The organism is Paraburkholderia dipogonis (assembly GCF_042680985.1).
GTDB lineage: Bacteria > Pseudomonadota > Gammaproteobacteria > Burkholderiales > Burkholderiaceae > Paraburkholderia > Paraburkholderia phytofirmans.
The window spans coordinates 427,818-451,579 of the sequence record NZ_JBHUFR010000018.1 but is presented as its reverse complement, the minus strand read 5'-3'; the positions used below and the strand labels follow the sequence as shown (position 1 = coordinate 451,579).

Here is a 23,762-nt window from a genome sequence, read left to right as displayed (position 1 = left end):
GCCCCCTTTGCCGCTTCCGCTTGCACCGGAGTTGCCGCTCCCCGAACCCCCCGCGCCCCCCGCGCCGCTATTCGAACCGGCGCCACTATTGCCCGAACTCGCTGCGCCGTTACTCCCGCTACCGCCGCCGTGAGGCGCGCATCCACTAACGTTGGCGCGGCTGCAGTCGTGCGGTTGAAAGACCAGCGCGGCATCGTCGGCGGCGCTCGCTTCGCCGGCTGCCTCGCCGGTCGCCAAACCGCCCGGCGCCGCGCTGCCGCTCTGTGCAAGCTGCGATGTTTCATGCACTGCGCTGGCGGGCAGCGACGCGTCCGCGAGCACGATCCACTTGGGGATCACATCCGCCGAGGCTGGATACGCGACCTGAGTCGCCAGCACAACCACACCCGCTACGATCGCGGCACTCCGAATCACCCCACAGTAGTACTGATTGAATCTTATGGTCTTCATCACATCTCTCCCGAGGGAACGACGACACCTCGTTGCCGCCATCTCTCACGCTGAGTCTGCAGCGGTGGGCCTGTCTGCACGCAGGCCTCGTCGTCCCCCGAAATTGTCTTGCCGATGTCGATCAATCACGCATCGTTATCTTCCCGGCTGCCCGGCCGGTGTATGGGCAAGCGCTGACGCACGCTTACCCGATTATCGTTTTGCCGTTCATCGCCATGCATCGCGTTGCGTCGCGGTGGCGCGCACCAAGACGCATCTTGCCGATGCGATGAGCGTCTCTGGCTTCGAACGTCTGGTCTGTACGTAGCGATATCCATGCCACTGGCCGGAAAGCCTTGACGTAACAGGAGCGAGATAGGGATGTGCGATGCGCACACTGAAAAAACACAGGAAAACGTTTCGGCGATGAAACGCGCGGGCTCGATGCCGCGCTATGCCGCGTTACTCGACACGCCCGGCGTTCCCGGGAGCGTTGGCCGAGCCGTCGCCAGGCACCTTGCCCGCGACTTTGCCCGCATCGCCGCGCGAAGCAGTTTGCAGCGCGAGCAATTCGTCCACGGGAATGTGGCAGCGGATTCGATGCGCGGACGGCGTCGCCGACTTGCCTTCGCCTGCATCGACGAACGGCGGGTCCTGCTGCTCGCAGATCGCGCCGAGCTTGCGAGGGCAACGTGTATGAAACACGCAGCCGGACGGCGGCGATGCCGCGCTCGGCAAATCGCCGGACAGGTGGATACGGCTCGCGCCGCCTTGACCGTCGAGTGTCGGCACCGAAGACAGCAAGGCTTCCGTATAAGGATGATGCGGTCCTTCGAACACGGCCGCTGCCGGTCCGATTTCCAGCAGCCTGCCCAGATACAGCACCGCGATTCGATCCGCCAGATAGCGCACAACGTGAAGATCGTGCGAGATGAAAACGTAACTGACTCCACGTTCGCGTTGCAGATCGGCGAGCAGGTTCAGGATCGCGGCCTGCACGGAGACGTCGAGCGCGGAAGTCGGTTCGTCGCAGACCACCACGCGCGGTTCGCCGGCAAACGCGCGCGCAATCGCCACCCGCTGTTTGAGCCCGCCGGACAGTTGCCGGGTGCGCGAGCCGAGATAGCGCTCCGGCAGGCGCACGGCGGCCGTCAACGTGGCAAGCCGTTCGTCGATGGCCGGCCCGCGCAACGCGGTGAGACGCGACAGCGCGCGGCCGATCAGCCGTTTCACCGAATGCGCGCGATTGAGCGCGGAGTCCGGATTCTGAAAAACGATCTGCAGCGACTTGACCTGCTCGGTGTTGCGCCGCGTGACGCGCGCGGCAAGCGGCGCGCCGTCGAGTTCGAGCACGCTGCCCGCATCCGGCGTGAGCAGGCCGAGCATCAGCTTGGCAAGCGTCGTCTTCCCACTGCCCGACTCGCCGACAAGGCCAAGCGTTTCGCCGCTGGCGAGATCGATCGAGACGTTGTCGACTGCGCGCAGCGCAGCGCCGGACACGTGAAAAGTCTTCGAGAGTTTTTCTGCCCGCAGCACGAGAGCAGCGGGCTTGCCGTCGAGCGGCGCATCGCTGCGCTCGGGCAAAGCTTCAGCGCTCGCACGCGGTAAGTCGATCGCGCGCTCGTGGTAGTGACAGCGCGACATCTGATCGCCGCGCGCGGCACTCACGCGATACGGCGGCGGCGCTTCGCGGCGGCAACGGTCGTCGGCGAGGCGGCAGCGGTCCGCGTAGATGCAGCCCTGTGTGACCGAACCGGGCGAGGGCAGACTGCCCGCGATCGTATCGAGCCGTTCGCTGTCCTTGCTGCGCCCAGCCGTGGGCAAACAGCGCAACAGCCCGACCGTATACGGATGACGCGGTCGCGTGAAGACATCTTGCGTCGCGCCTTCTTCGACCAGTTTGCCCGCGTAAAGCACGCCGACGCGTTCGCACATGCGCCCGATCACCGCGAGGTTGTGACTGATGAAGAGCACCGCTGTGCCGAGCTCTTTGCGCAACTGCGCGACGAGGTCGAGCACTTCCGCTTCGACGGTCGCATCGAGCCCGGTGGTCGGTTCGTCGAGAATCAGCAGCGCGGGGTTCGAGGCGAGCGCCATGGCGATCACCACGCGCTGTTGCATGCCGCCCGACAATTGATGCGGATAACTCTCCATCACCCGCTCGGGCGCGGCGATGCGTACGCGCTGCAGCATTTCGAGCGTGCGCCGCAAGGCTTCGTCGCGCGCGACGCCGGCGGCTTCGAACGCTTCGGAGACTTGCCGCGCGATCGTCAGCGATGGATTCAGCGCGCGCCCCGGATCCTGGTAGACCATCGAGATCGCGTTCGCGCGCATGTTGCGCAATGCGTCGGCGTTGAGCTTCTGCACGTCCTCGCCGGCAATGATGATCTTGCCGGCCTTCACCTTGCCGTTGCGCGGCAGATAGCGCAGCGCCGCCATCGCGACCGTCGATTTGCCGCAGCCGGACTCGCCCACGAGACCGTACGCTTCGCCGCGTCGCACGCGAAACGAAATGTCCTGCAGCACTTCGCGGTCGCGTCCGCGCATGCGGTACGTGACCGTCAGGCCGACGACGGTCAGCGCGTCCGTGCGGTCGCTCTTCGAGACGTCGAAGGCGGGGAACGAGGAGGGCGGCGGGCCGTTCATCGGTCGAGCGCGCCTTGCACGCTGTCGGCGATCAGATTCACGCCGACCACGAGACTCGCAATCGCGCCGGCCGCGAACACCACGGTCCACCATGCGCCGCCCGCCATCAGCGTGTACGACTCGGAGAGCGCGAGGCCCCAGTCGGCCGACGGCGGCTGAATGCCGAAGCCGAGAAACGACAGCGTGGCGACCGCGAAGATCGCGTAACCGAGCCGCACCGTCGCTTCGACGATGATCGGCGGCAACACGTTCGGCAGAATCTCGGCGAACATGATGTAGGGTGCGCGTTCGCCGCGCAGTTGCGCCGCGGCGACGTAGTCGAGATGCCGCTCGGCGAACACGGCGGCGCGCACGGTGCGCGCGGTAATCGGTGTGAACGTGATGCCGATCACGAGGATGACGGTGAAGTTCGACGCACCGACCGCGGCGAGCGCGAGCAGCGCGACGATCACGAGCGGCAGGGCGAGCACGGCGTCGATCGCGCGTCCGACCACGTTGTCCACCCAGCCTTCGAAGTAGCCGACGATCAAGCCCAGCGTGGTGCCCGCGATCGTGCCGAGCAAGGTTGCGAGCGGCGCGATGGTGAGAATGTCGCGCGCACCGACGATCACGCGCGAAAACACGTCGCGCCCGAGTTGATCGGTGCCGAACCAATGCGTGCTGTCAGGCGGCGCTAGCGAATTGAGCGGATCGGAGGCGTACGGATCGATGCGCACGATCCATTGCCCGGCAATCGCGCAGACGATCCACCATGTGACGATCACCACGCCCACCACGAAAGTCGGCGAGCGCAGCAGCAGGCGCAACTGGTCGAAGCGTGGCTCGGCAGCCGCGCGCGGCGTCGGCGGAACGATGGTGCTCATTCGGCGCTCCTCACCCGCAGCCGCGGATTGAGCAGCACATGCAGCGCATCGGCAACGAGATTGGCGACCGTGTAGACCACGCCGATGGTCAGCACGCCTGCTTCGAGCATCGGAAAGTCCTTGGCCTTGGCGGCGTTGTAGATCAGCGAGCCGATACCTTGATAGTGGAACAGCGTCTCGACCACCACGAGGCCGCCGATCATATAGCCGAGTTGCGTGGCGGCGACCGTGATGGTGGGCAGCAGCGCATTGCGCAACACATGCCGCCAGATCACGATATGGCGCGGCAAGCCTTTGAGAATCGCGGTGCGCGTGTAGTCGGCATCGAGCGCCTCGACGGTCCCCGCACGCGCCATGCGAGCGATATAGCCGAAGAACACGAGCACGAGCGGCAGCACCGGCAGCACCAGATGACGCAACTGTTCGAGCGCGCCCGCTTCGGGCGGATACGACGCTTCGATTGGCAGCCAGCGCAACCACACACCGAACACCAGAATCAGCACGATCGACGAAACGAATTCCGGCACGACCGTCGCCGACAACCCCGCGATGCTGATCGTGCGATCGAGCCAGCGCCCTGCGTGCATGGCCGACCACACGCCGCCCGCAATGCCGAGCGGCACGACCACGATAAACGCCAGCAAGCCGAGCTTGGCGGAATGCGCGAGCGCCTCGGCGATAAACGGCCGCACCGGCTCGCGATACGCGTAGGACAGCCCCATATCGCCGCGCACGAAATGCGAAATCCAGTCGACGTATTGCGTCATCAGCGGACGGTCCGCGCCGAGCTGATGATTGAGCGCGGCGACCGCGCGCGCGTCGGCGAGCGGGCCGAGCACCGCGCGGCCGATGTCGCCGGGCAGAAGCTGTCCGCCCGCGAACACGATCACTGACAGCAGCCACAGCGTGATCAGCGACAAGCCCACCCGCGTCGCCAGAAAACGCACGACGCGGCCCGCGTTGCCGCTCGGCGCAGAAGAAGCGGAAGGGCTCACCGTGGTCGACATCGTGCTCTCCTGTCGCAAACGCGCCGGCGCTCAGGCATTCGACATCACGCGCTCAACACCGCGCGGTCGAAATAGAGTTGCGCGAGTGCGGTGAAGCGCACGCCGTTCACACCCTTGCGCATGGCGATCAGTTGATCGTAGAAGAACGGAATGATGATGGGCGTTTCGTCGAGCAAGAGCGTCTGGATCTGCCCGGAGATTTTTTTCTGCGAGCCGAGATCGATGGCGGCGACGAACTGCGCGACCAGTTGATCGTATTGCGGATTCTTGAAGTGCGCGGCGTTCCACGTGCCGGTGCTGGTGAGCGGCGCATTCAGGAACACGTTCGGCACGCCGCGATGACCGTAGTCGGTAATGCCGAGCGGCGAGTCGAGCCAATCCGATTTGCCCGGCGTGCCCGCGCCGTAATACAGCGACTGGCTCTCGACCTTCAGATTGATGCGCACGCCGATCGCCTTCGCCGCGTTTTGCACGACCACCGCGAGATCGGGAATCTCCATGTATTTTTCGGTGGTCAGTGTTACGTCGAAACCGTTCGGCACGCCCGCTTGTGCGAGCAACTGCTTTGCTTTCGCGACGTCGATCTTGCGTTGCGGCACGCCCGCCTCCGACGACGGAAACACCGGCGCGAACGGACTGTCGTTGCCGAGTTGCGCGCGCCCTTTGAAGAGGCCGCGCACCAGCACATCGCGATCCAGCGACAACGCCAGCGCCTGGCGCACGCGCTTGTCCTTGAACAGCGGACTGTCGTTGCGCATGTGAATCTGCCGATGCGCGCTCGACTTCACGCCCACGGCCTTGTAATCGGGATTGTTCAGAATGCCGGCGCCGCCCTGCACGGTGAAGGTGCCCATCACGTCTGCCTGATGGCCTTGCAGCGCGAGCAATTGCGCCTGTTCGTCGGCGTAGAAGGAGAACTGTACGCGTTGCGGTAACGCTTTGTCGCCCCAGTAATCGGGGTTGCGCACGAACGACGCGCCCACTTTCGCCTGATACTTTTCGAGCTTGAACGGACCCGTGCCGATGAAGCTCTTTTCATAACCGCCCGCATAGTTTGCGGGCAAAATCACGGCGTTGTAATTGTCCGAGGAAACGTAGTAGGGGAAATTGCCGTTCGGCGCATCCAGATGAAACGCGACGGTGTGGTCGTCGACCACTTTCGTGCCGCCTTTCGACAGCACGCCCTTGAGCACGGACAGCGCGGCCGAGCCACTGGCCGGGTCCGCGAGCCGGTCGAACGTGGCGGCCACGTCTTTGGCGGTGAACGGCTGGCCGTCGTGGAATTTGACGTTCGGACGCAGCTTGAAGGTCCACACGTCGCCCTTGTCGTTCGGCTTCCACGACAAGGCGAGCGCCGGCTTCAGCACTAGCTTTTCGCCGTCGTCGTCGATCAGGAATTCGCCGGTCTGGTTCAGCAGCGCGAGACTGGCGGCGTCGGTCACCGTGAGTGGATCGACCGCGCCCGCCGGCGTCAGGTGAGCCACGCGGATCGTCTGATTCGACGCGCCCGCGGTGCCTTGTGCCTGTGCTCGCGGTGCATTCAGCACGCCGCCGCCCACCAGCGACAAACCGATCACGCTGGCATAGCGCAGCAGATCGCGGCGCGTGATGCGACCGGCGAGGAATTCGTCGATGGCGTGGTTGCCGTAGGCGTCGGCGGTGAGGCGGGCTGCGTCGAGTGCGAGAAATCGGTCCGCGGGAGTCTTCATCGATGGAGTGTCCAGTCCGTTCTGTTGCCGGTTCTGAAGGGCCGCGCCGGATGCGCGCGACAGGCGACGATATTGCAATGACGAAAGCGTCGAGGCGAAGCGGGTTCAGTGTAAGCGATTGCTCATGGATTCGGAGCGCTTGCGGCGCTTGCGGGTTCACGTTGGGCGGATAAAAGGGCGGCTTTGTATCGTCACCACAACGTTCGGGGCGGTCGCGGCGCGAGGCGTGTCCGCGACGTCCGCCGCCGCGGCAGCGCAACGGCCAATGCGGCGAATGGAAACCTTACCGACCGCGGCGCGCGGCAGGGTGTTGGATTTACCGCGCGGGCGCGTCCGGGCGCCGCCAGCGGTGAAACAGCACCGAGCCGATCCAGCACGCCATGAACATCGCGACGATGCCGTAGCCCAAGGCTCCGAAGCGCTCGTTCACGCCGGCCACCGCATTCCATACGCCGCCATTCAGGCCGAGCTTGTCCGACAGCAGACTGAGCGCCTCGACGCCGCCGATCACGATCGCCACTACCGCCGAGACGAACGTGATACTCGCGTTGTAGTAGAGCTTGCGTTTCGGGTCGTCCATGGCCCAGCCGTAGGCGTGGACCATTAGCACGTTGTCGGTCGAATCCACCAGGGTCATCCCGGCGGTGAAGAGCGCGGGGAACACGAGAATCGAATAGAGCGGCAGACCTTTGCCGGCTTCGGACGCGGCAATCGCCAGCAAACCGATCTCGGTCGCGGTGTCGAAGCCGAGTCCGAACAGCACGCCGACGGGGTACATGTGCCAGCTTTTCGTCACGAGCCTGAAGAGCGGTCGCAGCGCGCGCGACAACAGACCGGCGGGTGCAATCGAGTCCGGCGTTTGAGCGGGTAGTTCGCCGCCGCGTTGGACGTGCCGGTAGCGGCGCCACACGTCGCGCAGAATCACGAGGTTGACGGCGGCCAGCATCAGCAGAAAGCTCGCGGAGACAAGCGTGCCGATCGTCCCGCCGACGGCCTTGAACGTCTCGAAACGGCCGTGCAGCGAATGCGCGGTCCACGCGATGCCGATCGTCGCGAGAATCACGATTGTCGAATGCCCCAGCGAAAACGACAGCCCGACGCCGAGCGGACGCTTGCCGGTTTGCATGAGCTTGCGCGTGACGGCGTCGATCGCCGCGATGTGATCGGCGTCGACCGCATGACGGAGGCCGAAGCCATACGCGAGCAGCGCGGTGCCGAGCAGCAGCGGGTAGTGGCGAAACGCGATCAGCGCCCACGCCCACGCGCCGAGATTGGCGGCGATCAGCACGGCGTACAGGGTGAAGAGGCGTGGGCGCAGGGAAGCGGTCGGCGTCATGAGTCGCGTGGGCAAAAGTTAATGATCGTGCGGATGCTTGTGAATCGGATCGACCCAGAACACCGTTTCGGGCTGTTCCACCGCGTCGATGTTCAGATTGACCACCACCGCTTCGTTGTCGCTGCGCACCAGCACGCATTCGAGCGGGTCGTCCGTGCTCGCGTTGATTTCCTGATGCGGCACGTACGGCGGCACGAAGATGAAATCGCCGGGGCCGGCCTCGGCGGTGAACTCCAGATGCTCGCCCCAGCGCATGCGCGCCTGGCCGCGCACCACGTAGATCACGCTTTCGAGCGCGCCATGATGATGCGCGCCGGTCTTCGCATTCGGATGGATCGTGACAGTGCCGGCCCAGATCTTCTGCGCGCCGACACGCGCGGCGTTGATCGCGGCCGCGCGATTCATGCCCGGCGTCTGCGCGGTGTTGGTATCGAGCTGATCGCCTTTGATGACCTTCACGCCGTGCTCGCGCCAATCGACCGGCGCAGCCGGCGGCACGTCCTTGTAATGCGGGTGTTCGTGATCCTGGCTCATGATGTGTCTCCTCGAGGGCGAGAGTCCCGGCGTTCGGCACGGCGCCGTCCGGCATTTTTGCATGTTCAAAAACGTGCGTGTGAAGTGGCCCTGCGTGCGGCGCAGCGGACGAAAAAAAAGCCCGTCCACAGAGGACGGGCTTCTTGCCGTTGGCGTGTGCTGCCTTCAGCGTGGTGCTTACTTCTGCTTCGCGTTGATCACGGCTTCAGCGACGTTGCTCGGCGTTTCCGCGTAATGCTTGAACTCCATCGTGTAGGTCGCGCGGCCCTGCGTCGCGGAGCGCAGCGACGTCGAGTAGCCGAACATCTCCGCGAGCGGCACTTCAGCGCGCACCAGCTTGCCGCCGCCGCCGGCGATGTCTTCCATGCCTTGCACCATGCCGCGACGGCTGGACAGGTCGCCCATCACGTTGCCCATGAAGTCTTCCGGCGTTTCCACCTCGACAGCCATCATCGGTTCGAGCAGCACGGGTTTGGCTTTGCGCATCGCTTCCTTGAAGGCCATCGAGCCGGCCATGCGGAACGCGTTTTCGTTCGAGTCGACGTCGTGGTACGAACCGAAGGTCAGCGTCACCTTCACGTCCACTACCGGATAGCCGGCCAGCACGCCGGCCTTCAGCGTTTCGACGATGCCCTTGTCGACTGCCGGAATGTATTCGCGCGGAATCACGCCACCCTTGATCGCGTCGACGAATTCGTAACCTTTGCCTTGCGGCGCCGGCTCCAGCGTGATCACCGCGTGCCCGTACTGGCCGCGGCCGCCCGACTGCTTGACGAACTTGCCTTCCACATCTTCGACCTTGTTGCGCACCGTCTCGCGATACGCGACTTGCGGCTTGCCGACAGTCGCCTCGACGCCGAACTCGCGCTTCATGCGATCGACCAGAATTTCCAGGTGCAACTCGCCCATGCCCGAGATGATCGTCTGGCCGGATTCTTCATCCGTCTGCACGCGGAACGACGGATCTTCCTGGGCAAGACGGTTCAGCGCGATGCCCATCTTTTCCTGGTCGACCTTGGTCTTCGGCTCGACGGCCTGCGAGATCACCGGCTCCGGGAAGATCATTCTTTCGAGGATGATCACGTTGTTCGGATCGCACAGCGTGTCGCCCGTGGTCGCTTCTTTCAGGCCGACGGCCGCGGCGATGTCGCCCGCGTAGACTTCCTTGATTTCCTTGCGCTCGTTCGCGTGCATCTGCAGGATCCGGCCAAGGCGTTCCTTCTTTTCCTTGACCGCGTTGTAGACCGTGTCGCCCGAATTCACCACGCCGGAATAGACGCGGAAGAAGATCAACTGGCCGACGAACGGGTCGGTCATGATCTTGAAGGCGAGCGCCGAGAACGGATCGGTGTCGGTCGGATGGCGCTCGATCTCCTTGTCGTATTCGTCGTGGCCGGTAATGGCGGGCACGTCGACCGGCGAGGGCAGATAGTCGATCACCGCGTCGAGCATGGCTTGCACGCCCTTGTTCTTGAACGCGCTGCCGCACAGCATGGGCACGATTTCGTTGGCGATGCAGCGCGCGCGAATGCCGTACTTGATTTCCTCTTCGGTCAGCGTCTCCCCACCGAGGTATTTGTCGAGCAATTCCTCGTTCGCCTCAGCCGCGGCCTCGACCATTTTGTCGTGCCATTCCTTCGCGGTCGCCGTGAGTTCCGGCGGAATATCACGGTATTCGAACTTGATGCCCTGGTTCTCTTCGTCCCAGTAAATCGCCTTCATCTTGACCAGATCGACCACGCCCTGGAAATGATCTTCCGCGCCGACCGGAATCTGGATCGGCACCGCGTTGCCCTTCAGGCGATCACCGATTTGCCGCTGCACGCGGAAGAAATCCGCGCCGACGCGGTCCATCTTGTTGACGAACGCAATGCGCGGCACCTTGTACTTGTTCGCCTGACGCCACACGGTTTCCGACTGCGGCTGCACGCCGCCCACCGAGTCGTACACCATGCACGCGCCGTCGAGCACGCGCATGGAGCGCTCCACTTCAATCGTGAAGTCGACGTGTCCGGGCGTGTCGATGATGTTGATCCGGTGTTCCGGATAGTTGCCGGCCATGCCCTTCCAAAAAGCGGTGGTGGCCGCCGACGTGATGGTGATGCCGCGCTCCTGCTCCTGTTCCATCCAGTCCATCGTTGCCGCACCGTCGTGAACCTCGCCGATCTTGTGGGTCACGCCGGTGTAGAACAGGATGCGTTCAGTGGTGGTGGTTTTGCCGGCATCGATGTGAGCGCTGATGCCGATATTCCGGTAGCGCTCGATGGGAGTCTTGCGGGGCACGTGAACCTCCTTGGAATGGCGCGCCTGAAACGCTTGCCGGGCGGCAGTCTGTGCTGCCCGGGGAGCCTGGGTGCTGCTTTACTAAGATTACTAGGATAGCGCGTCGGCCCGTCTTTTGCAGGAATCTTGCCAGCCGGACACGAAGGTGTGCTGGCAAGGCTCGAGCAGCCTGCGCCGCGCGCTTCGTTGCGCCATAAGGCGAGTTCGTATAGCGCGGTCAGATGCCGCGGTGCAGAAAAGAAAAAAGCCGTTGCCCCGAAACGAGGCGACGGCTCCTGGAAAGCGGTGGGGCGAAGTGGCAGTGTCCGCGCGCGACCTGGCGACTTATTGCGCGGCCGGCAAACCCTGAATTTTCATCCCCGGTTTGATGCCCTTCGACGTAAACCAGCCTTTGCTCATCTCCAACGCGTACACGCCGTTGTTCTTAGGGCAGTGATTGTTGGTGGTCTCGGCCTGCATCTCGTCGATGTCGGTGACCGTGCCGTCGGCGCGCATGAACGCGATCGACAGCGGGATCAGCGTGTTCTTCATCCAGAAGCAGTGCACGGCATTTTCGCCGAAGACGAACAGCATGCCTTCGTTCGGCGCGAGATTCGTGCGATACATCAGGCCTTGCTCGCGGTCCGCGTCGTTCGCGGCGACGGCGGCGTCGATCACGAACATCCCCGCGGTCAGCTTCGCACGGGGAAATTCGCCAGGCTGCTTGGCGCCGGCCGGCATCTGCTGCGCATGCGCGGGCGCGGCGGCGGTAGCGACCAATGTAATAGATGCGGGCAGTGCGGCGAGCGGCAGTGCAACGGCAACAGCGAAACGCGCAATCAACGAGCGCATGGAAAATCGCACGGCATGACTCCTTGCTGGAAATTAACCCGCGAATGTTACGCGAGCGCGTCAAAAACAAAAAGGCAGATCGCCTTGCGGTGATCTGCCTTTCAACGCCGTAAGAACGGCAATGAAGCTAGTTCTTGACTGCGTTTTTACAACAAACTTACTCCGAAGCGCCCGAAGCTGCAGCAGCTGCTGCTGCCTTCTTGTGCGACTTCTTGTGAGCGTGCTTCGTGGTCTTCTTTGCCGACGAAGCTGCTGCCATCGGAGCTGCCGAAGCTGCTGCCGGTGCCGAAGCTTGTGCGAATGCTGCCGTTGCGAAGAGACCAGCGACCAGAGCGGCGATCAGTTTGTTCATTTTGTGAATCCTCAGCTTTAGTTAATTAACCAAATGACCCGGTTATATGTAGAGTCATGTCGGTAAACGTGCCATCCACCTTTCGGTTGACATCCGCATCGACAAATTTTTCGACACGTCTGCTTTAGCGCTCAGACTGCCCGCACCTACCGCAAGAGCGGCTTGCACAAAGGCCCTTAAGGCTGAATGCCGGATAGCTTTAGGCGGCATCTGCGTCGAATAACGCCTGAGCTCGCGCGCCGGTTGACGTGAATTTTGCGGAAAAGTTATATGCGCTTGCGTTGGGGCGAATGCGAGACTGCGGCGTACGCGCGCATGCATTTGTTTCACGCGTTTTCACACTAGTTTCACGCGCTATTTTTGTTTGCGGATACAACGAGTTAGCTTATTTTTTGGCGACGTGAATCGCAGGCGTGTTGTGGCTTCGATCGTCAGTCGACGCGTGTGTGCGGATGATCAGGCGATGCCTTCCCACGGCGCCTTCGGTGACAATTCGACGCTCTCTCCCGGTTGCAGCCCCAGCGAAAAAATGTCGAGCGCGCCGATCCCGACACGTACCAGACGCAGCGTCGGGAACCCCACCGCGGCTGTCATGCGACGCACCTGTCGGTTCTTGCCTTCGGTGATCGATAGCTCGATCCATGTGGTCGGTATCGCGGCGCGAAAACGGATCGGCGGCGTGCGTGTCCAGAGGGCGTCCGTCGGCTCGACGTATTCCGCGCGGCAAGGCCGTGTCACGTAGTCGCCGAGATCGACACCGCGCGCGAGTTTTTTCAGCGTGGCCGCATCGACGGCGCCTTCCACTTGCGCCCAGTAACGTTTGACAAGCTTGTGACGCGGCTCGGCGATACGCGCTTGCAATGCGCCGTCGTCGGTGAGAAGCAGCAGGCCTTCGCTGTCGGAATCGAGCCGGCCCGCGGGGTACACGTTGGGCACCTTGACCCAGTCGGCTAGCGACGCGCGCGTCTCGTGCGGCGAGAACTGACAGATGGTGCCGAACGGTTTGTTCAGAGCGAGAAGGCGCATAGGCAAAAGAAGAATGACGAAGCGAGGCCTGCGAGAGCGCCAGGAGGCGCCGGGCCGACCGTAAATGGCGGGATAATAAAGCATAATGCGTGGCCAGATGCCTAGGGTCTTATATAAGACATAAGACTCATGCCTCACCGTTTAGCATTCGTCCATGTTGGAAAACCCCGAGCCGCCGCCGCCTCGGAGCGGCCGCTGCGTGGGCTAGAATAGCGGCCAGGCCGCTTGCAGTCGTCCGGCATTGCGCGTAGCGAGGAGCGCCCCATTTCGCAGTCTCCCCATCAGCTTTCAGCACAGCCTTCACTGGAGTCCGATCATGCCGTATCAGCACATCAAGGTTCCGACCGGTGGTGACAAGATCACCGTCAACGCCGATTTCTCGCTCAACGTGTCCGATCAGCCGATCATTCCGTATATCGAAGGCGACGGCACCGGCCTCGACATCACGCCGGTCATGATCAAGGTCGTGGACGCCGCGGTCGAAAAAGCGTACGCCGGCAAAAAGAAAATCCACTGGATGGAAATCTACGCCGGCGAGAAATCGACCAAGGTGTATGGCCCGGACGTGTGGCTGCCGGAAGAGACGCTGCAGGTGCTCAAGGAATACGTCGTGTCGATCAAGGGCCCGCTCACCACGCCGGTCGGCGGCGGCATCCGCTCGCTGAACGTCGCGCTGCGCCAGGAGCTCGACCTGTACGTGTGTTTGCGGCCGGTGCAGTATTTCAAGGGCGTGCCTTCGCCGGTGCGTGAGCCGGAGAAAACCAACATGGTGATCTTCCGCGAGAACTCGGAAGACATCTACGCCGGTATCGAATGGCCGGCCGAATCGGAACAGGCGAAGAAGGTCATCAAGTTCCTGCGCGAAGAGATGGGCGTGAAGAAGATCCGCTTCCCGGATACGTCGGGGATCGGCATCAAGCCGGTGTCGCGTGAAGGCACGGAGCGTCTGGTGCGCAAAGCGATTCAATACGCGATCGACAACGAACGCCGCTCGGTCACGCTGGTGCACAAAGGCAACATCATGAAGTTCACCGAAGGCGCGTTCCGCGACTACGGTTATGCGCTGGCGCAAAAAGAGTTCGCCGCGGAACTGATCGACGGCGGCCCGTGGATGAAGATCAAGAATCCGAAGACCGGCGGCGACATCGTCCTGAAGGATGTGATCGCCGACGCGTTCCTGCAGCAGATCCTGCTGCGTCCGGCGGAGTACGACGTGATCGCCACGCTCAACCTGAATGGCGACTATGTGTCGGATGCGTTGGCCGCGCAGGTCGGCGGTATCGGTATCGCGCCGGGCGCGAACCTGTCGGATTCGGTCGCGATGTTCGAAGCCACGCACGGCACGGCACCGAAGTACGCCGGCAAGGACTACGTGAATCCGGGTTCGGAAATTCTCTCGGCGGAAATGATGCTGCGCCATCTCGGCTGGACCGAGGCGGCGGACCTGATCATCAAGTCGATGGAAAAATCGATTCTGCAAAAGCGCGTCACGTACGACTTCGCGCGCTTGATGGAAGGCGCGACGCAGGTGTCGTGCTCGGGCTTTGGCCAGGTGCTGATCGAAAATATGTGAGTGATTTGCGCTGAACTGACGCAGGTCGTATCCGCAACCCCGGCGCTGAGAAGCGGCCGGGGTTGTTTGTTTTGAGCGCGCGGAATGTCGCGAATTCGGACGCATCGCGACACCGCAAAAAACGCGCTATCGCTTCGCCGGCGCGGCCGTCACGAGCGTGATAGGCATTGCGAACTGTTATTGAGATGCCTGCGTTGCGGCGTCGGTTAAGTTACGCCGCAGCGAGCGCCCGCTCGCCCGGCGCGAGGCTCGTGCACGCTGGCCCGAGCCTCGGCCGCATCACTGCATGCAAACACAATAACGATGAATACGAACCTCACACCCATCGTCGCGAATGTCTATGTCGCGACGCCGAGCTATGGCGCCGTCGTCACCACCGGTTACGCGCTCGGGCTTCTGGATCTGCACGATCTGGCGCAGCAATACGGCTTCGGCGTGCGCGTGAACTTCAACAGTTTCGACAGTCTCATCACACGCGCCCGCAACACCATGGTCGCGGAGTTCCTTGCCGACGATCGCTTTACGCATCTCATGTGGATCGATAGCGATATCGGTTTCAAGGGCGAGGATGTCGTGCGCCTTCTGCGGGCGAACCGTCCGGTCGTGGCCGGCGTCTATCCGATGAAGAACGATGGCTGGCCCGCCGCGGGTCTCGCGCAGCCGCTGCCGGCCGGTTCGACGCGCGCGGACTTCCGGGCGATGCACGCGTCGTATCCGGCGGCGGCGCGTTCCGACACGCTCGAACCGGACGCGGACGGATTCCTCGATGCGCTCGATGCGCCGACCGGCTTCATGCTGATCCGGCGCGAAGTGTTTCTCGCGCTGATTCGGGAGTATCCCGAGTTGCAGTGCCGCTCGCGCTTTGTCGGCCGCCCGGAATTCGACGCGGGCAAGGCGGCTGACTTTTTCTATGCGTTTTTCGACACCGGCATCGATCCCGAGACGCGGGCGTACCTGTCCGAGGACTACTGGTTCTGCCGGCTGGTGGCGAGCATCGGCATCACGCCGGCGCTCGACGCCCGTTCGAACCTGACACACCAGGGCATTGCCGTGTACGAAGGCGACGTCGCCCGAAGTCTGGAACTGCAGCGCTCGATGATGCGCCATACCGCCGCATAGGCGTGGCGCCGGTGCTGCCTGCCGACGCCTGGTGCGGAAACGGTGCACGGCCATCATCGCAAAACCGGAAGCCGGCATTGAACCGGAGCGCGACCCGATATATGGGACGTTCGTCCGATCAGCACGGCTAGATACCGACGTCCAAAAAAAGAAACCCGGCACGAAGCCGGGTTTCAAAGGACGGGTATCGAGCAGTATCAGGCAGGTGCCTGGATGTTCGATGCCTGTTTGCCTTTCGGGCCTTGCACGACCTCGAAGGTCACCTTTTGGCCTTCCTTGAGGGTCTTGAACCCATTCATCTGGATGGCCGAGAAGTGTGCAAACAGATCCTCACCACCTTCGTCAGGCGTGATGAATCCGAAACCTTTTGCGTCATTGAACCATTTGACCGTACCAGTTGCCATTCCAACTTCCCCTGTAACTCATGTCACTACCACGAGCCCTCGAAAAGCTCGACGACCGCGCGATGCAGCCGCTCCCTCCTCACAAGCTCACCATCGGCATTTTTTCGAAATTATGGCGCAGTGAAAAAAGTGCCAGCTTGATTGTTGAGGCTCTTTATTCGGGTGTCAAGAAAATTTTGAGACGCAGTTGTGACGTTGCAAACAGGCCCTTTCCAGGGTTTTTCCCGCTTTCGTTATGTGCGGTTGCGCAAGCGGGCCGTCTTGAAAAGTCGCATAATCGACTCACATGCTGTTCTGCGGCGCGCACCGCTCAAGTTCAGGCCGGGCGAGCCGTCAGCCAGTTAAGGCAGGTTGTGCGATACTCGATCCGACTGCGGTGCAACACGGCCGCAAGGCATCACAGGATAGGGGCCGGCTCCGCAATCGGCTCGTCGATTCAACGCACCCATGGCGGGTAATCACCCATCAGGCGTAGCGAACGGGCTCACCGGCCGGTTGCCGGGTTTTGACAGGATTGCGGGCCTGTCCTAGTTGTTTAGAATGGGTGTATGGCGATTATCCCGGACAAGCAGGACGGCACCGTACTGGAGCGGCAGGAGAAAAAGCTCAAGCCGCCATCCATGTACAAGGTGGTGCTGCTGAATGACGACTTCACGCCAATGGAATTTGTCGTGATGGTCGTGCAGGAATATTTCAATAAAGATCGTGAAACCGCAACACAGGTAATGTTGAAGGTGCATCGCGAGGGCAGGGGAGTTTGTGGGGTCTATACGCGGGACATCGCGTCGACCAAAGTCGAGCAAGTCGTTACCCACGCACGGCAGGCCGGGCATCCGCTGCAGTGTGTGATGGAGGAAGCATGATTGCCCAGGAACTGGAAGTCAGCCTGCACATGGCGTTCATGGAAGCACGCCAGGCGCGGCACGAGTTCATAACGGTCGAACATCTTTTGCTGGCACTGTTGGACAACCCAACGGCCGCGGAGGTGTTGCGTGCATGCGCGGCCAATATCGAGGATCTGCGCCAGAACCTGCGCAACTTCATTCATGACAACACGCCGACCGTGCCTGGCACGGACGACGTCGACACGCAGCCCACGCTGGGTTTCCAGCGTGTGATCCAGCGCGCGATCATGCATGTGCAGTCCACCTCGAATGGCAAGAAGGAAGTGACCGGCGCGAACGTGCTGGTGGCGATCTTCGGCGAAAAGGATTCGCATGCGGTGTACTACCTGCAACAGCAGGGCGTGACGCGTCTGGACGTGGTGAATTTCATCTCGCACGGCATCGCCAAGACGAGCAGCACGGACGCCGCGAAAGCGAGCGACGCGAATGCCGAATCCGACGAAGCCGCCGCGCAGAAGGAAACCCCGCTCGCGCAGTTCACCCAGAACCTGAACCAGATGGCGAAAGACGGCCGCATCGATCCGCTGATCGGACGCGAGTCGGAAGTCGAGCGTGTCGTCCAGGTGCTGTGCCGCCGTCGCAAGAACAATCCGCTGCTAGTCGGTGAGGCGGGCGTCGGCAAGACGGCGATCGCCGAAGGTCTCGCCTGGCGCATTACGCGCGGCGAAGTGCCGGACATTCTCGCGGATGCCCAGGTGTATTCGCTCGACATGGGCGCGCTGCTCGCCGGCACCAAATATCGCGGCGACTTCGAACAGCGTCTGAAGACGGTCCTCAAGGAATTGAAGGAACGTCCGCACGCGATCCTGTTCATCGACGAAATTCATACGCTGATCGGCGCAGGCGCCGCGTCGGGCGGCACGCTCGATGCGTCTAACCTGCTGAAGCCGGCGTTGTCGTCGGGCACGCTGAAGTGCATCGGCGCGACCACGTTCACGGAATATCGCGGCATCTTCGAAAAAGACGCGGCGTTGTCGCGCCGTTTCCAGAAGGTCGATGTGACCGAGCCGACCGTCGAACAGACGGTGGCGATCCTGCGTGGCCTGAAGTCGCGTTTCGAAGAGCATCACGGCGTGAAGTATTCGTCGGGCGCGCTGTCGGCGGCGGCTGAGTTGTCGGCACGCTTCATCACGGATCGTCATCTGCCGGACAAGGCGATCGACGTGATCGACGAAGCGGGCGCGGCGCAACGCATCCTGCCGAAGTCGAAGCAGAAGAAGACCATCGGCAAGAATGAGATCGAGGAAATCATCTCGAAGATCGCCCGCGTCCCGCCGCAAAGCGTGTCGCAAGACGATCGCAGCAAGCTGCAAACGCTGGATCGCGACCTGAAGAGCGTGGTGTTCGGGCAAGACCCGGCCATCGACGCGCTGTCGGCCGCGATCAAGATGGCGCGCGCGGGTCTCGGCAAGCTGGATAAGCCGATCGGCGCGTTCCTGTTCTCCGGTCCGACCGGTGTCGGCAAGACCGAAGTGGCGAAGCAACTGGCGTTCACGCTGGGCATCGAGCTGATCCGCTTCGACATGTCGGAATACATGGAACGTCATGCGGTCAGCCGGTTGATCGGCGCGCCGCCGGGCTATGTCGGTTTCGACCAGGGCGGTCTGCTGACTGAAGCTGTCACGAAGAAGCCGCATTGCGTGCTGCTGCTCGACGAAATCGAGAAAGCGCATCCGGACATCTACAACGTGCTGCTGCAGGTCATGGACCATGGCACGCTGACGGACAACAACGGGCGCAAGGCGGACTTCCGCAACGTCATCATCATCATGACGACCAACGCGGGCGCCGAGGCAATGGGCAAGTCGGTGATCGGCTTCACGAATCGTCGGGAAACCGGCGACGAAATGGTCGACATCAAGCGTATGTTCACGCCTGAGTTCCGTAACCGTCTGGACGCAACGATCAGCTTCCGCTCGCTCGATGAGGAAATCATCATGCGCGTGGTCGACAAGTTCCTCATGCAACTGGAAGATCAGTTGCACGAGAAGAAGGTCGATGCGCTCTTCACCGACGCGCTGCGCAAGCATCTCGCCAAGCACGGTTTCGATCCGTTGATGGGCGCGCGGCCAATGCAACGTCTGATCCAGGACACGATCCGTCGTGCACTGGCCGACGAGCTGCTGTTCGGCAAGCTGATGAACGGCGGCCGTGTGTCGGTTGATGTGGATGCCGAAGACAAGGTGCAGTTGACCTTCGACGAACATCCGGCGCCGCGCAATCCGAATCCGGAAGCGGTGGAAATCGAGTAAGCGTACGCGGTAGTACTGGAAAAAAACGGCGTGGACTAGGTCCACGCCGTTTTTTTCGAGCCGACGTTATTGATCGAATGTGATCGGCTTGTTCATGTAAGCGTTCAGTTTCTGTCTTGCCCAAGGCTCGGGATTACCGATTGCGGAGACGATGCCCGTCGTTGCGCCACCGCCGAGCAGCACGCTGAAGATGCCTCGCAACGGGAAGTCGGCGTACAGAGGGCTCGAAATGTCGAATGGTTCGGAGCGGATGAACATGTCCTCGGCCGTAGCACCCATGTTCTGCTGGAACGCTTCCGGGAACTGCAACGCGAGAATGGTGGGATGCACGTTGTGGTAGTCGGAGCCGATTGCGGGATCGCCGAGCAGACAACTCCCGCCCGTGCCCCAGTGTTGAGAGTCGAAATTCGTCGCGACCGGGTCGGTCGTGTTCGGAATGCGGCTCGCGGGCATCTGCCATGGCATCACCGGCAATTTGAGCGCGCGGCTGACTGCCTTGCAGAAATCGAAGTAGCGATCCCATTCGCGTGGGCCGTAGCAGTAGCCGTTCACGTAGGCGCGTTGCGTGAAGTCGTCGGCTTCGTAGCGGTCGATCGCCAGGAAGTCGGGCGCGTAGGGCGCACTGTAGACGCCGAGGCTCGTCACATAGTCCGCGGTCTGTTGCGCCATCTCGGCCGGATCGATGTCGTCCGCGTAGATCCATTCCGAGAAGCCGACGCCCCAGAGATTGATCTGCCAGCCGAACGTCACGCTGGGCGCGACCGTGCGCGTCAGCCAGTTCACCGCGAGCACGTAGCCCGCAATAGTCTCGCTGACGTCGACAGGAATGGCGGCCGTGATCGACCAGCGGTCGAGTGCCTGCTGTAGCGGTCCACGCACGGGCATCGGGTAGGTCGCCCCGTAGTTGGCCTGCTGGCAAGCGCCCAGAAAGTCGGGGTTCACGATAAAGCCCGCGGGGACTGGGTGCTCGGTGTCGACGGCCTCCATCGCGATGTTGAGCGCCAGAATGTAGTTGGAAAAACTGTGCGCGTGCGCGTCGGCGTTGGCGAGGATGGTGGGCGTGTCGCCGAGCGACAGATTGCACGTGTACGACACCATGACGGGCAAGACGGGCTGAATGTTGCCCAGTTGGGTTTCGACGGTGCGCGCGAGCGTGATGGTCGCTCGGGTCTGCGGGTCGTCGGTCAGATAGACGGACGAATCGCCGGCGCCGTCGGTGCCGGCGTAGTCGAAGACCGAGGTCGCGCGTGCCGCAGCGAAGTCCGCCTGATTGGACGGCGTCAGGTTGGCGCAGCCGCCGAAGCACAGGTAGGCGGGAAAGCCGCGCACACTGAGATTGGCCGATGCCTCGATCGTCACGTCGAGTTCAGCGCTGCCGCTGCCTGGCACGCTCAAAAGCGATGATGTCTCGACCGCGTAGACGACGCTGGTGTCGAGGAAATCGTCGGCCACTACGGTGTAGTCGCCCGGTTGAACGAGGGCCGAGAAAGCGGTCTGTTGCGACGTTGCCGTGACGTTCTGCAGATAGTTCATGCTGCCGCCGATCAGCCGCAACGGCAGCTGCCGGTCGAGCGGGTCGTCGGCGGTGACATTGATCGCGACCCTGGCGTATCCCGTGGTGTCGACGTTTTCCGTTTTCACCATGGAATTGTCGATGGCTACGGTCTGCAGTGAGTTCGTCAGCGTGACAAGCGGGACGTTGAACGAATAGTCGACATTGTCGAGTGCGACGTTCTGAATCGACACGCGTGCCGTGCCCGATGGCGGCAGCTTGCGCAAGGAAGTGACGTGGTTGGTCGTCGTGGCGAATGCGGCCAGCGTTTCGCCTGTCGTGCTGTCGGTCAATGTGACGTTGAGCGTTTCGGTCGATAACCCAGACAGCGACCCAATCGAAATATCGAGTGCGCAATAGTATTCGACGGGAGCGAATGTCACCCCTAGCGTGGCCGTCGCGCCAGCCACGACGTCGATCGTGTTGTGGTCGATCACAAGCGGCGCTATGACCGTCTGATCGCTCGTGCTGACACTGTCGCCCGTCACCGCGTAGGTGCCCTGGTCGACGGTGATGCTGTCAGTGGCCCCATAGCCAAGCGGCATCGTGACGTCTGCGTCCCCTCGCGTGAGGGTGAGGACGGGCGCAATGCCGGCGAGCGCCGGATCCGGCGCGGGCGCGCAGGTTACGGACACCGTCCCGCTGATGGCGGGCGCCTCGTCGGCGGCGAACACGAATGAATCGAGCCAGGTTTGCGGGTCGGTCAAGAGATCACCGTTCACGCCGATCGTAATCTGGTCGGCCGGCTGCATGGTATAGCTGGTCAGGTAGCGGATCATGGCCGTGACATCGAAGGTGCCGTCGCCAATCTGCGTGGCGTCCGCGGTGATGTCGCCGATGACCCATGTGCTGTACGACGGCTGGATAGCCGTAGCGTCGAGATTGGCCGGCGAGCGAAAGTTGAACTCGAGGAACTGGTTGACGGCGACCGCACTACCGTCTTCATAGCGCAGGTTGGAAACGATGATCGTGCCATACCATTCGTTAGCGCCTGAACCAACGATTGCATCATATTCGATCTTCATACAAGCTCCATTCAGCGTAGACCGGCGAACACCGAGCGCCCGCATGGGCTAAAAAAGAGTTCTGTCCGGACGGTTGATTATCAGCAATACGTTAAAATTAATACGTATGCCTAAATAACAGGTCTGATCTAAGAATGTGCTTTCGGTCTTTAGCCTCCTGCGTTTGCGTGGATAAGAGTGGGAAAGGCAAGCAATAAGACGGCCGAATGTCGATTAATTTTTTAGGCCGACCGAATCGTTAGTGATGTTGATTGATTTATAGGTGGAGGGTGGTCATGTCCAAATGGGACAAGTCCGAATTTAATCTGCCGCTCGCGAAGGGCGAGGGATATGTGAAGGGGGAGGGAACCGTGCTGATTTAAGCTTATTCAGCACGGTTTTAGGCAAACGTGACAGACTTAATGCTTGCCTGTGCTGCCAAAGCCGCCGGCGCCGCGATCGCTGGTTTCGAAATCGTCGACGATATTGAACTCCGCTTGCACGACCGGCACGATTACCAGTTGCGCAAGACGTTCCATCGGATTCAAAACGAACGTGGTCTCGCCACGGTTCCACGTCGAAATCATCAGTTGACCCTGGTAATCCGAATCGATCAGGCCGACCAGATTGCCCAGCACGATCCCATGCTTATGTCCCAGGCCCGAGCGCGGCAGAATCAACGCGGCATAGCCCGAATCGCCGACGTGAATCGCCAGACCTGTAGGCACCAGAGCGGTTTCGCCGGGCTTCAGCGTCAACGGTTCGTCGAGGCACGCGCGCAGGTCGAGGCCCGCGCTGCCGGTGGTGGCGTAAGCTGGGAGCTGATCGCGCATGCGCGCGTCGAGGATCTTCAGGTCGAGTTTCATGCAGGTTCGAAGGTTAAGAAGTGGAAGCCGGGCGTTCGAGCTGGAACGCTTCGGCGAGAAGTTCATAGGAGCGCAGACGGGCGCGGTAGCTGCCCGCAACGGTGAGCACGATCAGTTCGTCGGCGTCGAACTGTTCCTGCAAGGCGTGCAAGCGCTCAGTGACCGTTTCCGGCGTACCGATGATGCTGCGCGGCTTTTCGCGATCGATCACCAGACGCTCGCGCTCGCCGTATTCCTGCGCGACGCCCTGTTCGATCGTCGGGATCGGTTCGTTCAGGCCGTAGGCCATTTGCACGCGGCGCAGATCGACGGCTTTCTCCAGATCGGCCGCTTCCTGTTCGGTGTCGGCGCAAATCACGAATACGGCGGCCGCGAGATACGCTTGTTGAATGTCCTGGCCGGCCTTGAAGCGCTCACGATACGCCTGCGCGACCTGATGCCCGAAATGCGCGTTGATGAAGTGCGCAAACGCGAAGGGAATGCCGAGCTGCGCCGCCAGCAAGCCGCCGAATTCGCTCGACCCGAGCATCCACACCTGCGGACGCGTATCGATTTGCGGCTGCAGCAGCACGCCGCTCGCAATGTGATCGGCGGGCAAGGTGCCGTGCATCAGCCCAAGCAGATCGGCCACCTGCTGCGGAAAGATATCGCCGCGATTGTAGGCTCCGGCAGCGACGGCTTGCGCCGTGTGCATGTCGCCGCCCGGCGCGCGTCCCACGCCCAGATCGATGCGATCGGGGAACAGCGCTTCGAGCATCATGAATTGCTCAGCAACCTTGAACGGGCTGTAGTACGGCAGCATCACGCCGCCGGAACCGAGCCGGATGTGCCGGGTCACGCTGCCGAGGCGCGCCAGCATTACCTCGGGGCAGGGGTTCGACACGCCGCGCAAGCCGTGATGCTCGGCGCACCAGTAACGCGTGTAGCCGAGGTCGTCGGCGAGTTGCGCGAGTTCGACCGTGGCGGCAATCGCATCCGCCACCGAGTGCCCGGCAATCACGGGCGTTTGATCGAGTACGGAGAGTCGCGTCATGTCAGTACCGCTCCAGATGATTCCCTTCGCCAACGCAA

At 62.2% G+C, this 23,762-nt stretch carries 18 protein-coding genes and 1 pseudogene; 4 read left to right on the top strand and 15 right to left on the bottom strand.

Annotated elements, in window-relative coordinates:
• From ACFSNN_RS25715 to ACFSNN_RS25665, 11 genes and pseudogenes are all read right to left on the bottom strand, one after another.
• Positions 1-450 (bottom strand): annotated as a pseudogene (locus ACFSNN_RS25715) (hypothetical protein); the annotation flags it as partial.
• Positions 451-891: 441 nt separating this feature from the next.
• Entirely contained in the window at positions 892-3,075 is a 2,184-nt protein-coding gene (locus ACFSNN_RS25710; protein ID WP_134457986.1) for an ABC transporter ATP-binding protein, read from the bottom strand.
• Positions 3,072-3,938, bottom strand: a complete 867-nt coding sequence (locus tag ACFSNN_RS25705; RefSeq protein ID WP_134457987.1) for an ABC transporter permease — start codon at positions 3,936-3,938, stop codon at positions 3,072-3,074. Before ACFSNN_RS25705 ends, ACFSNN_RS25710 begins: the two co-directional genes overlap by 4 nt.
• A complete protein-coding gene (locus tag ACFSNN_RS25700; RefSeq protein WP_012434139.1) occupies positions 3,935-4,945 on the bottom strand; it encodes an ABC transporter permease in 1,011 nt (336 codons plus the stop codon). Before ACFSNN_RS25700 ends, ACFSNN_RS25705 begins: the two co-directional genes overlap by 4 nt.
• A 44-nt stretch (positions 4,946-4,989) precedes the next feature.
• Positions 4,990-6,654 (bottom strand): ABC transporter substrate-binding protein, encoded by a 1,665-nt coding sequence (locus ACFSNN_RS25695; RefSeq protein ID WP_134457988.1) that lies wholly within the window; start codon positions 6,652-6,654, stop codon positions 4,990-4,992.
• 316 nt (positions 6,655-6,970) lie between these two features.
• Positions 6,971-7,990, bottom strand: coding sequence for a HoxN/HupN/NixA family nickel/cobalt transporter (locus ACFSNN_RS25690; RefSeq protein WP_134457989.1), 1,020 nt, complete (start codon positions 7,988-7,990; stop codon positions 6,971-6,973).
• Positions 7,991-8,008: 18 nt separating this feature from the next.
• On the bottom strand, positions 8,009-8,524 hold the full coding sequence (locus ACFSNN_RS25685; RefSeq protein ID WP_012434136.1) for a cupin domain-containing protein: 516 nt from the start codon (positions 8,522-8,524) through the stop codon (positions 8,009-8,011).
• A 177-nt stretch (positions 8,525-8,701) separates the two neighbouring features.
• Positions 8,702-10,807, bottom strand: coding sequence for an elongation factor G (gene fusA / locus ACFSNN_RS25680; RefSeq protein ID WP_134457990.1), 2,106 nt, complete (start codon positions 10,805-10,807; stop codon positions 8,702-8,704).
• A 324-nt stretch (positions 10,808-11,131) separates the two neighbouring features.
• A complete protein-coding gene (locus ACFSNN_RS25675) occupies positions 11,132-11,650 on the bottom strand; it encodes a DUF192 domain-containing protein (protein ID WP_134457991.1) in 519 nt (172 codons plus the stop codon).
• Positions 11,651-11,795: 145 nt separating this feature from the next.
• The gene (locus ACFSNN_RS25670) at positions 11,796-11,990 is read right to left on the bottom strand and encodes a hypothetical protein (protein WP_041758551.1); all 195 of its coding nucleotides are present in this window, start codon (positions 11,988-11,990) and stop codon (positions 11,796-11,798) included.
• A 456-nt stretch (positions 11,991-12,446) separates the two neighbouring features.
• A complete protein-coding gene (locus tag ACFSNN_RS25665; RefSeq protein WP_134457992.1) occupies positions 12,447-13,016 on the bottom strand; it encodes a pseudouridine synthase in 570 nt (189 codons plus the stop codon).
• A 316-nt stretch (positions 13,017-13,332) separates the two neighbouring features.
• On the opposite strand from ACFSNN_RS25665, the gene icd reads away from it, so the two are divergent.
• Together icd and ACFSNN_RS25655 are read left to right on the top strand one after the other, a co-directional pair.
• A complete protein-coding gene (icd, locus tag ACFSNN_RS25660) occupies positions 13,333-14,589 on the top strand; it encodes an NADP-dependent isocitrate dehydrogenase (protein WP_134457993.1) in 1,257 nt (418 codons plus the stop codon).
• Positions 14,590-14,892: 303 nt separating this feature from the next.
• A complete protein-coding gene (locus ACFSNN_RS25655; protein ID WP_134457994.1) occupies positions 14,893-15,708 on the top strand; it encodes a hypothetical protein in 816 nt (271 codons plus the stop codon).
• 197 nt (positions 15,709-15,905) lie between these two features.
• On the opposite strand, the gene ACFSNN_RS25650 is transcribed toward ACFSNN_RS25655, so the two are convergent.
• Positions 15,906-16,112, bottom strand: a complete 207-nt coding sequence (locus ACFSNN_RS25650) for a cold-shock protein (RefSeq protein ID WP_007180614.1) — start codon at positions 16,110-16,112, stop codon at positions 15,906-15,908.
• A gap of 548 nt (positions 16,113-16,660) precedes the next feature.
• Between ACFSNN_RS25650 and clpS the strand changes: the two genes are divergently transcribed.
• Together clpS and clpA are read left to right on the top strand one after the other, a co-directional pair.
• Entirely contained in the window at positions 16,661-16,975 is a 315-nt protein-coding gene (gene clpS / locus ACFSNN_RS25645) for an ATP-dependent Clp protease adapter ClpS (RefSeq protein ID WP_012434130.1), read from the top strand.
• Positions 16,972-19,269 carry an ATP-dependent Clp protease ATP-binding subunit ClpA gene (gene clpA, locus ACFSNN_RS25640; RefSeq protein WP_012434129.1) on the top strand — a complete coding sequence of 766 codons (2,298 nt, stop codon included), beginning with the start codon at positions 16,972-16,974 and terminating at the stop codon, positions 19,267-19,269. Before clpS ends, clpA begins: the two co-directional genes overlap by 4 nt.
• A 66-nt stretch (positions 19,270-19,335) precedes the next feature.
• Here clpA and ACFSNN_RS25635 read toward each other — a convergent pair whose 3' ends face one another.
• From ACFSNN_RS25635 to ACFSNN_RS25625, 3 genes are all read right to left on the bottom strand, one after another.
• A complete protein-coding gene (locus tag ACFSNN_RS25635) occupies positions 19,336-21,846 on the bottom strand; it encodes a hypothetical protein (RefSeq protein WP_134457995.1) in 2,511 nt (836 codons plus the stop codon).
• A gap of 398 nt (positions 21,847-22,244) precedes the next feature.
• Entirely contained in the window at positions 22,245-22,691 is a 447-nt protein-coding gene (gene dut / locus ACFSNN_RS25630) for a dUTP diphosphatase (protein WP_134457996.1), read from the bottom strand.
• A 13-nt stretch (positions 22,692-22,704) separates the two neighbouring features.
• Positions 22,705-23,724, bottom strand: a complete 1,020-nt coding sequence (locus ACFSNN_RS25625) for an LLM class flavin-dependent oxidoreductase (protein WP_134457997.1) — start codon at positions 23,722-23,724, stop codon at positions 22,705-22,707.
• Between the last annotated feature and the right edge of the window lie 38 nt (positions 23,725-23,762).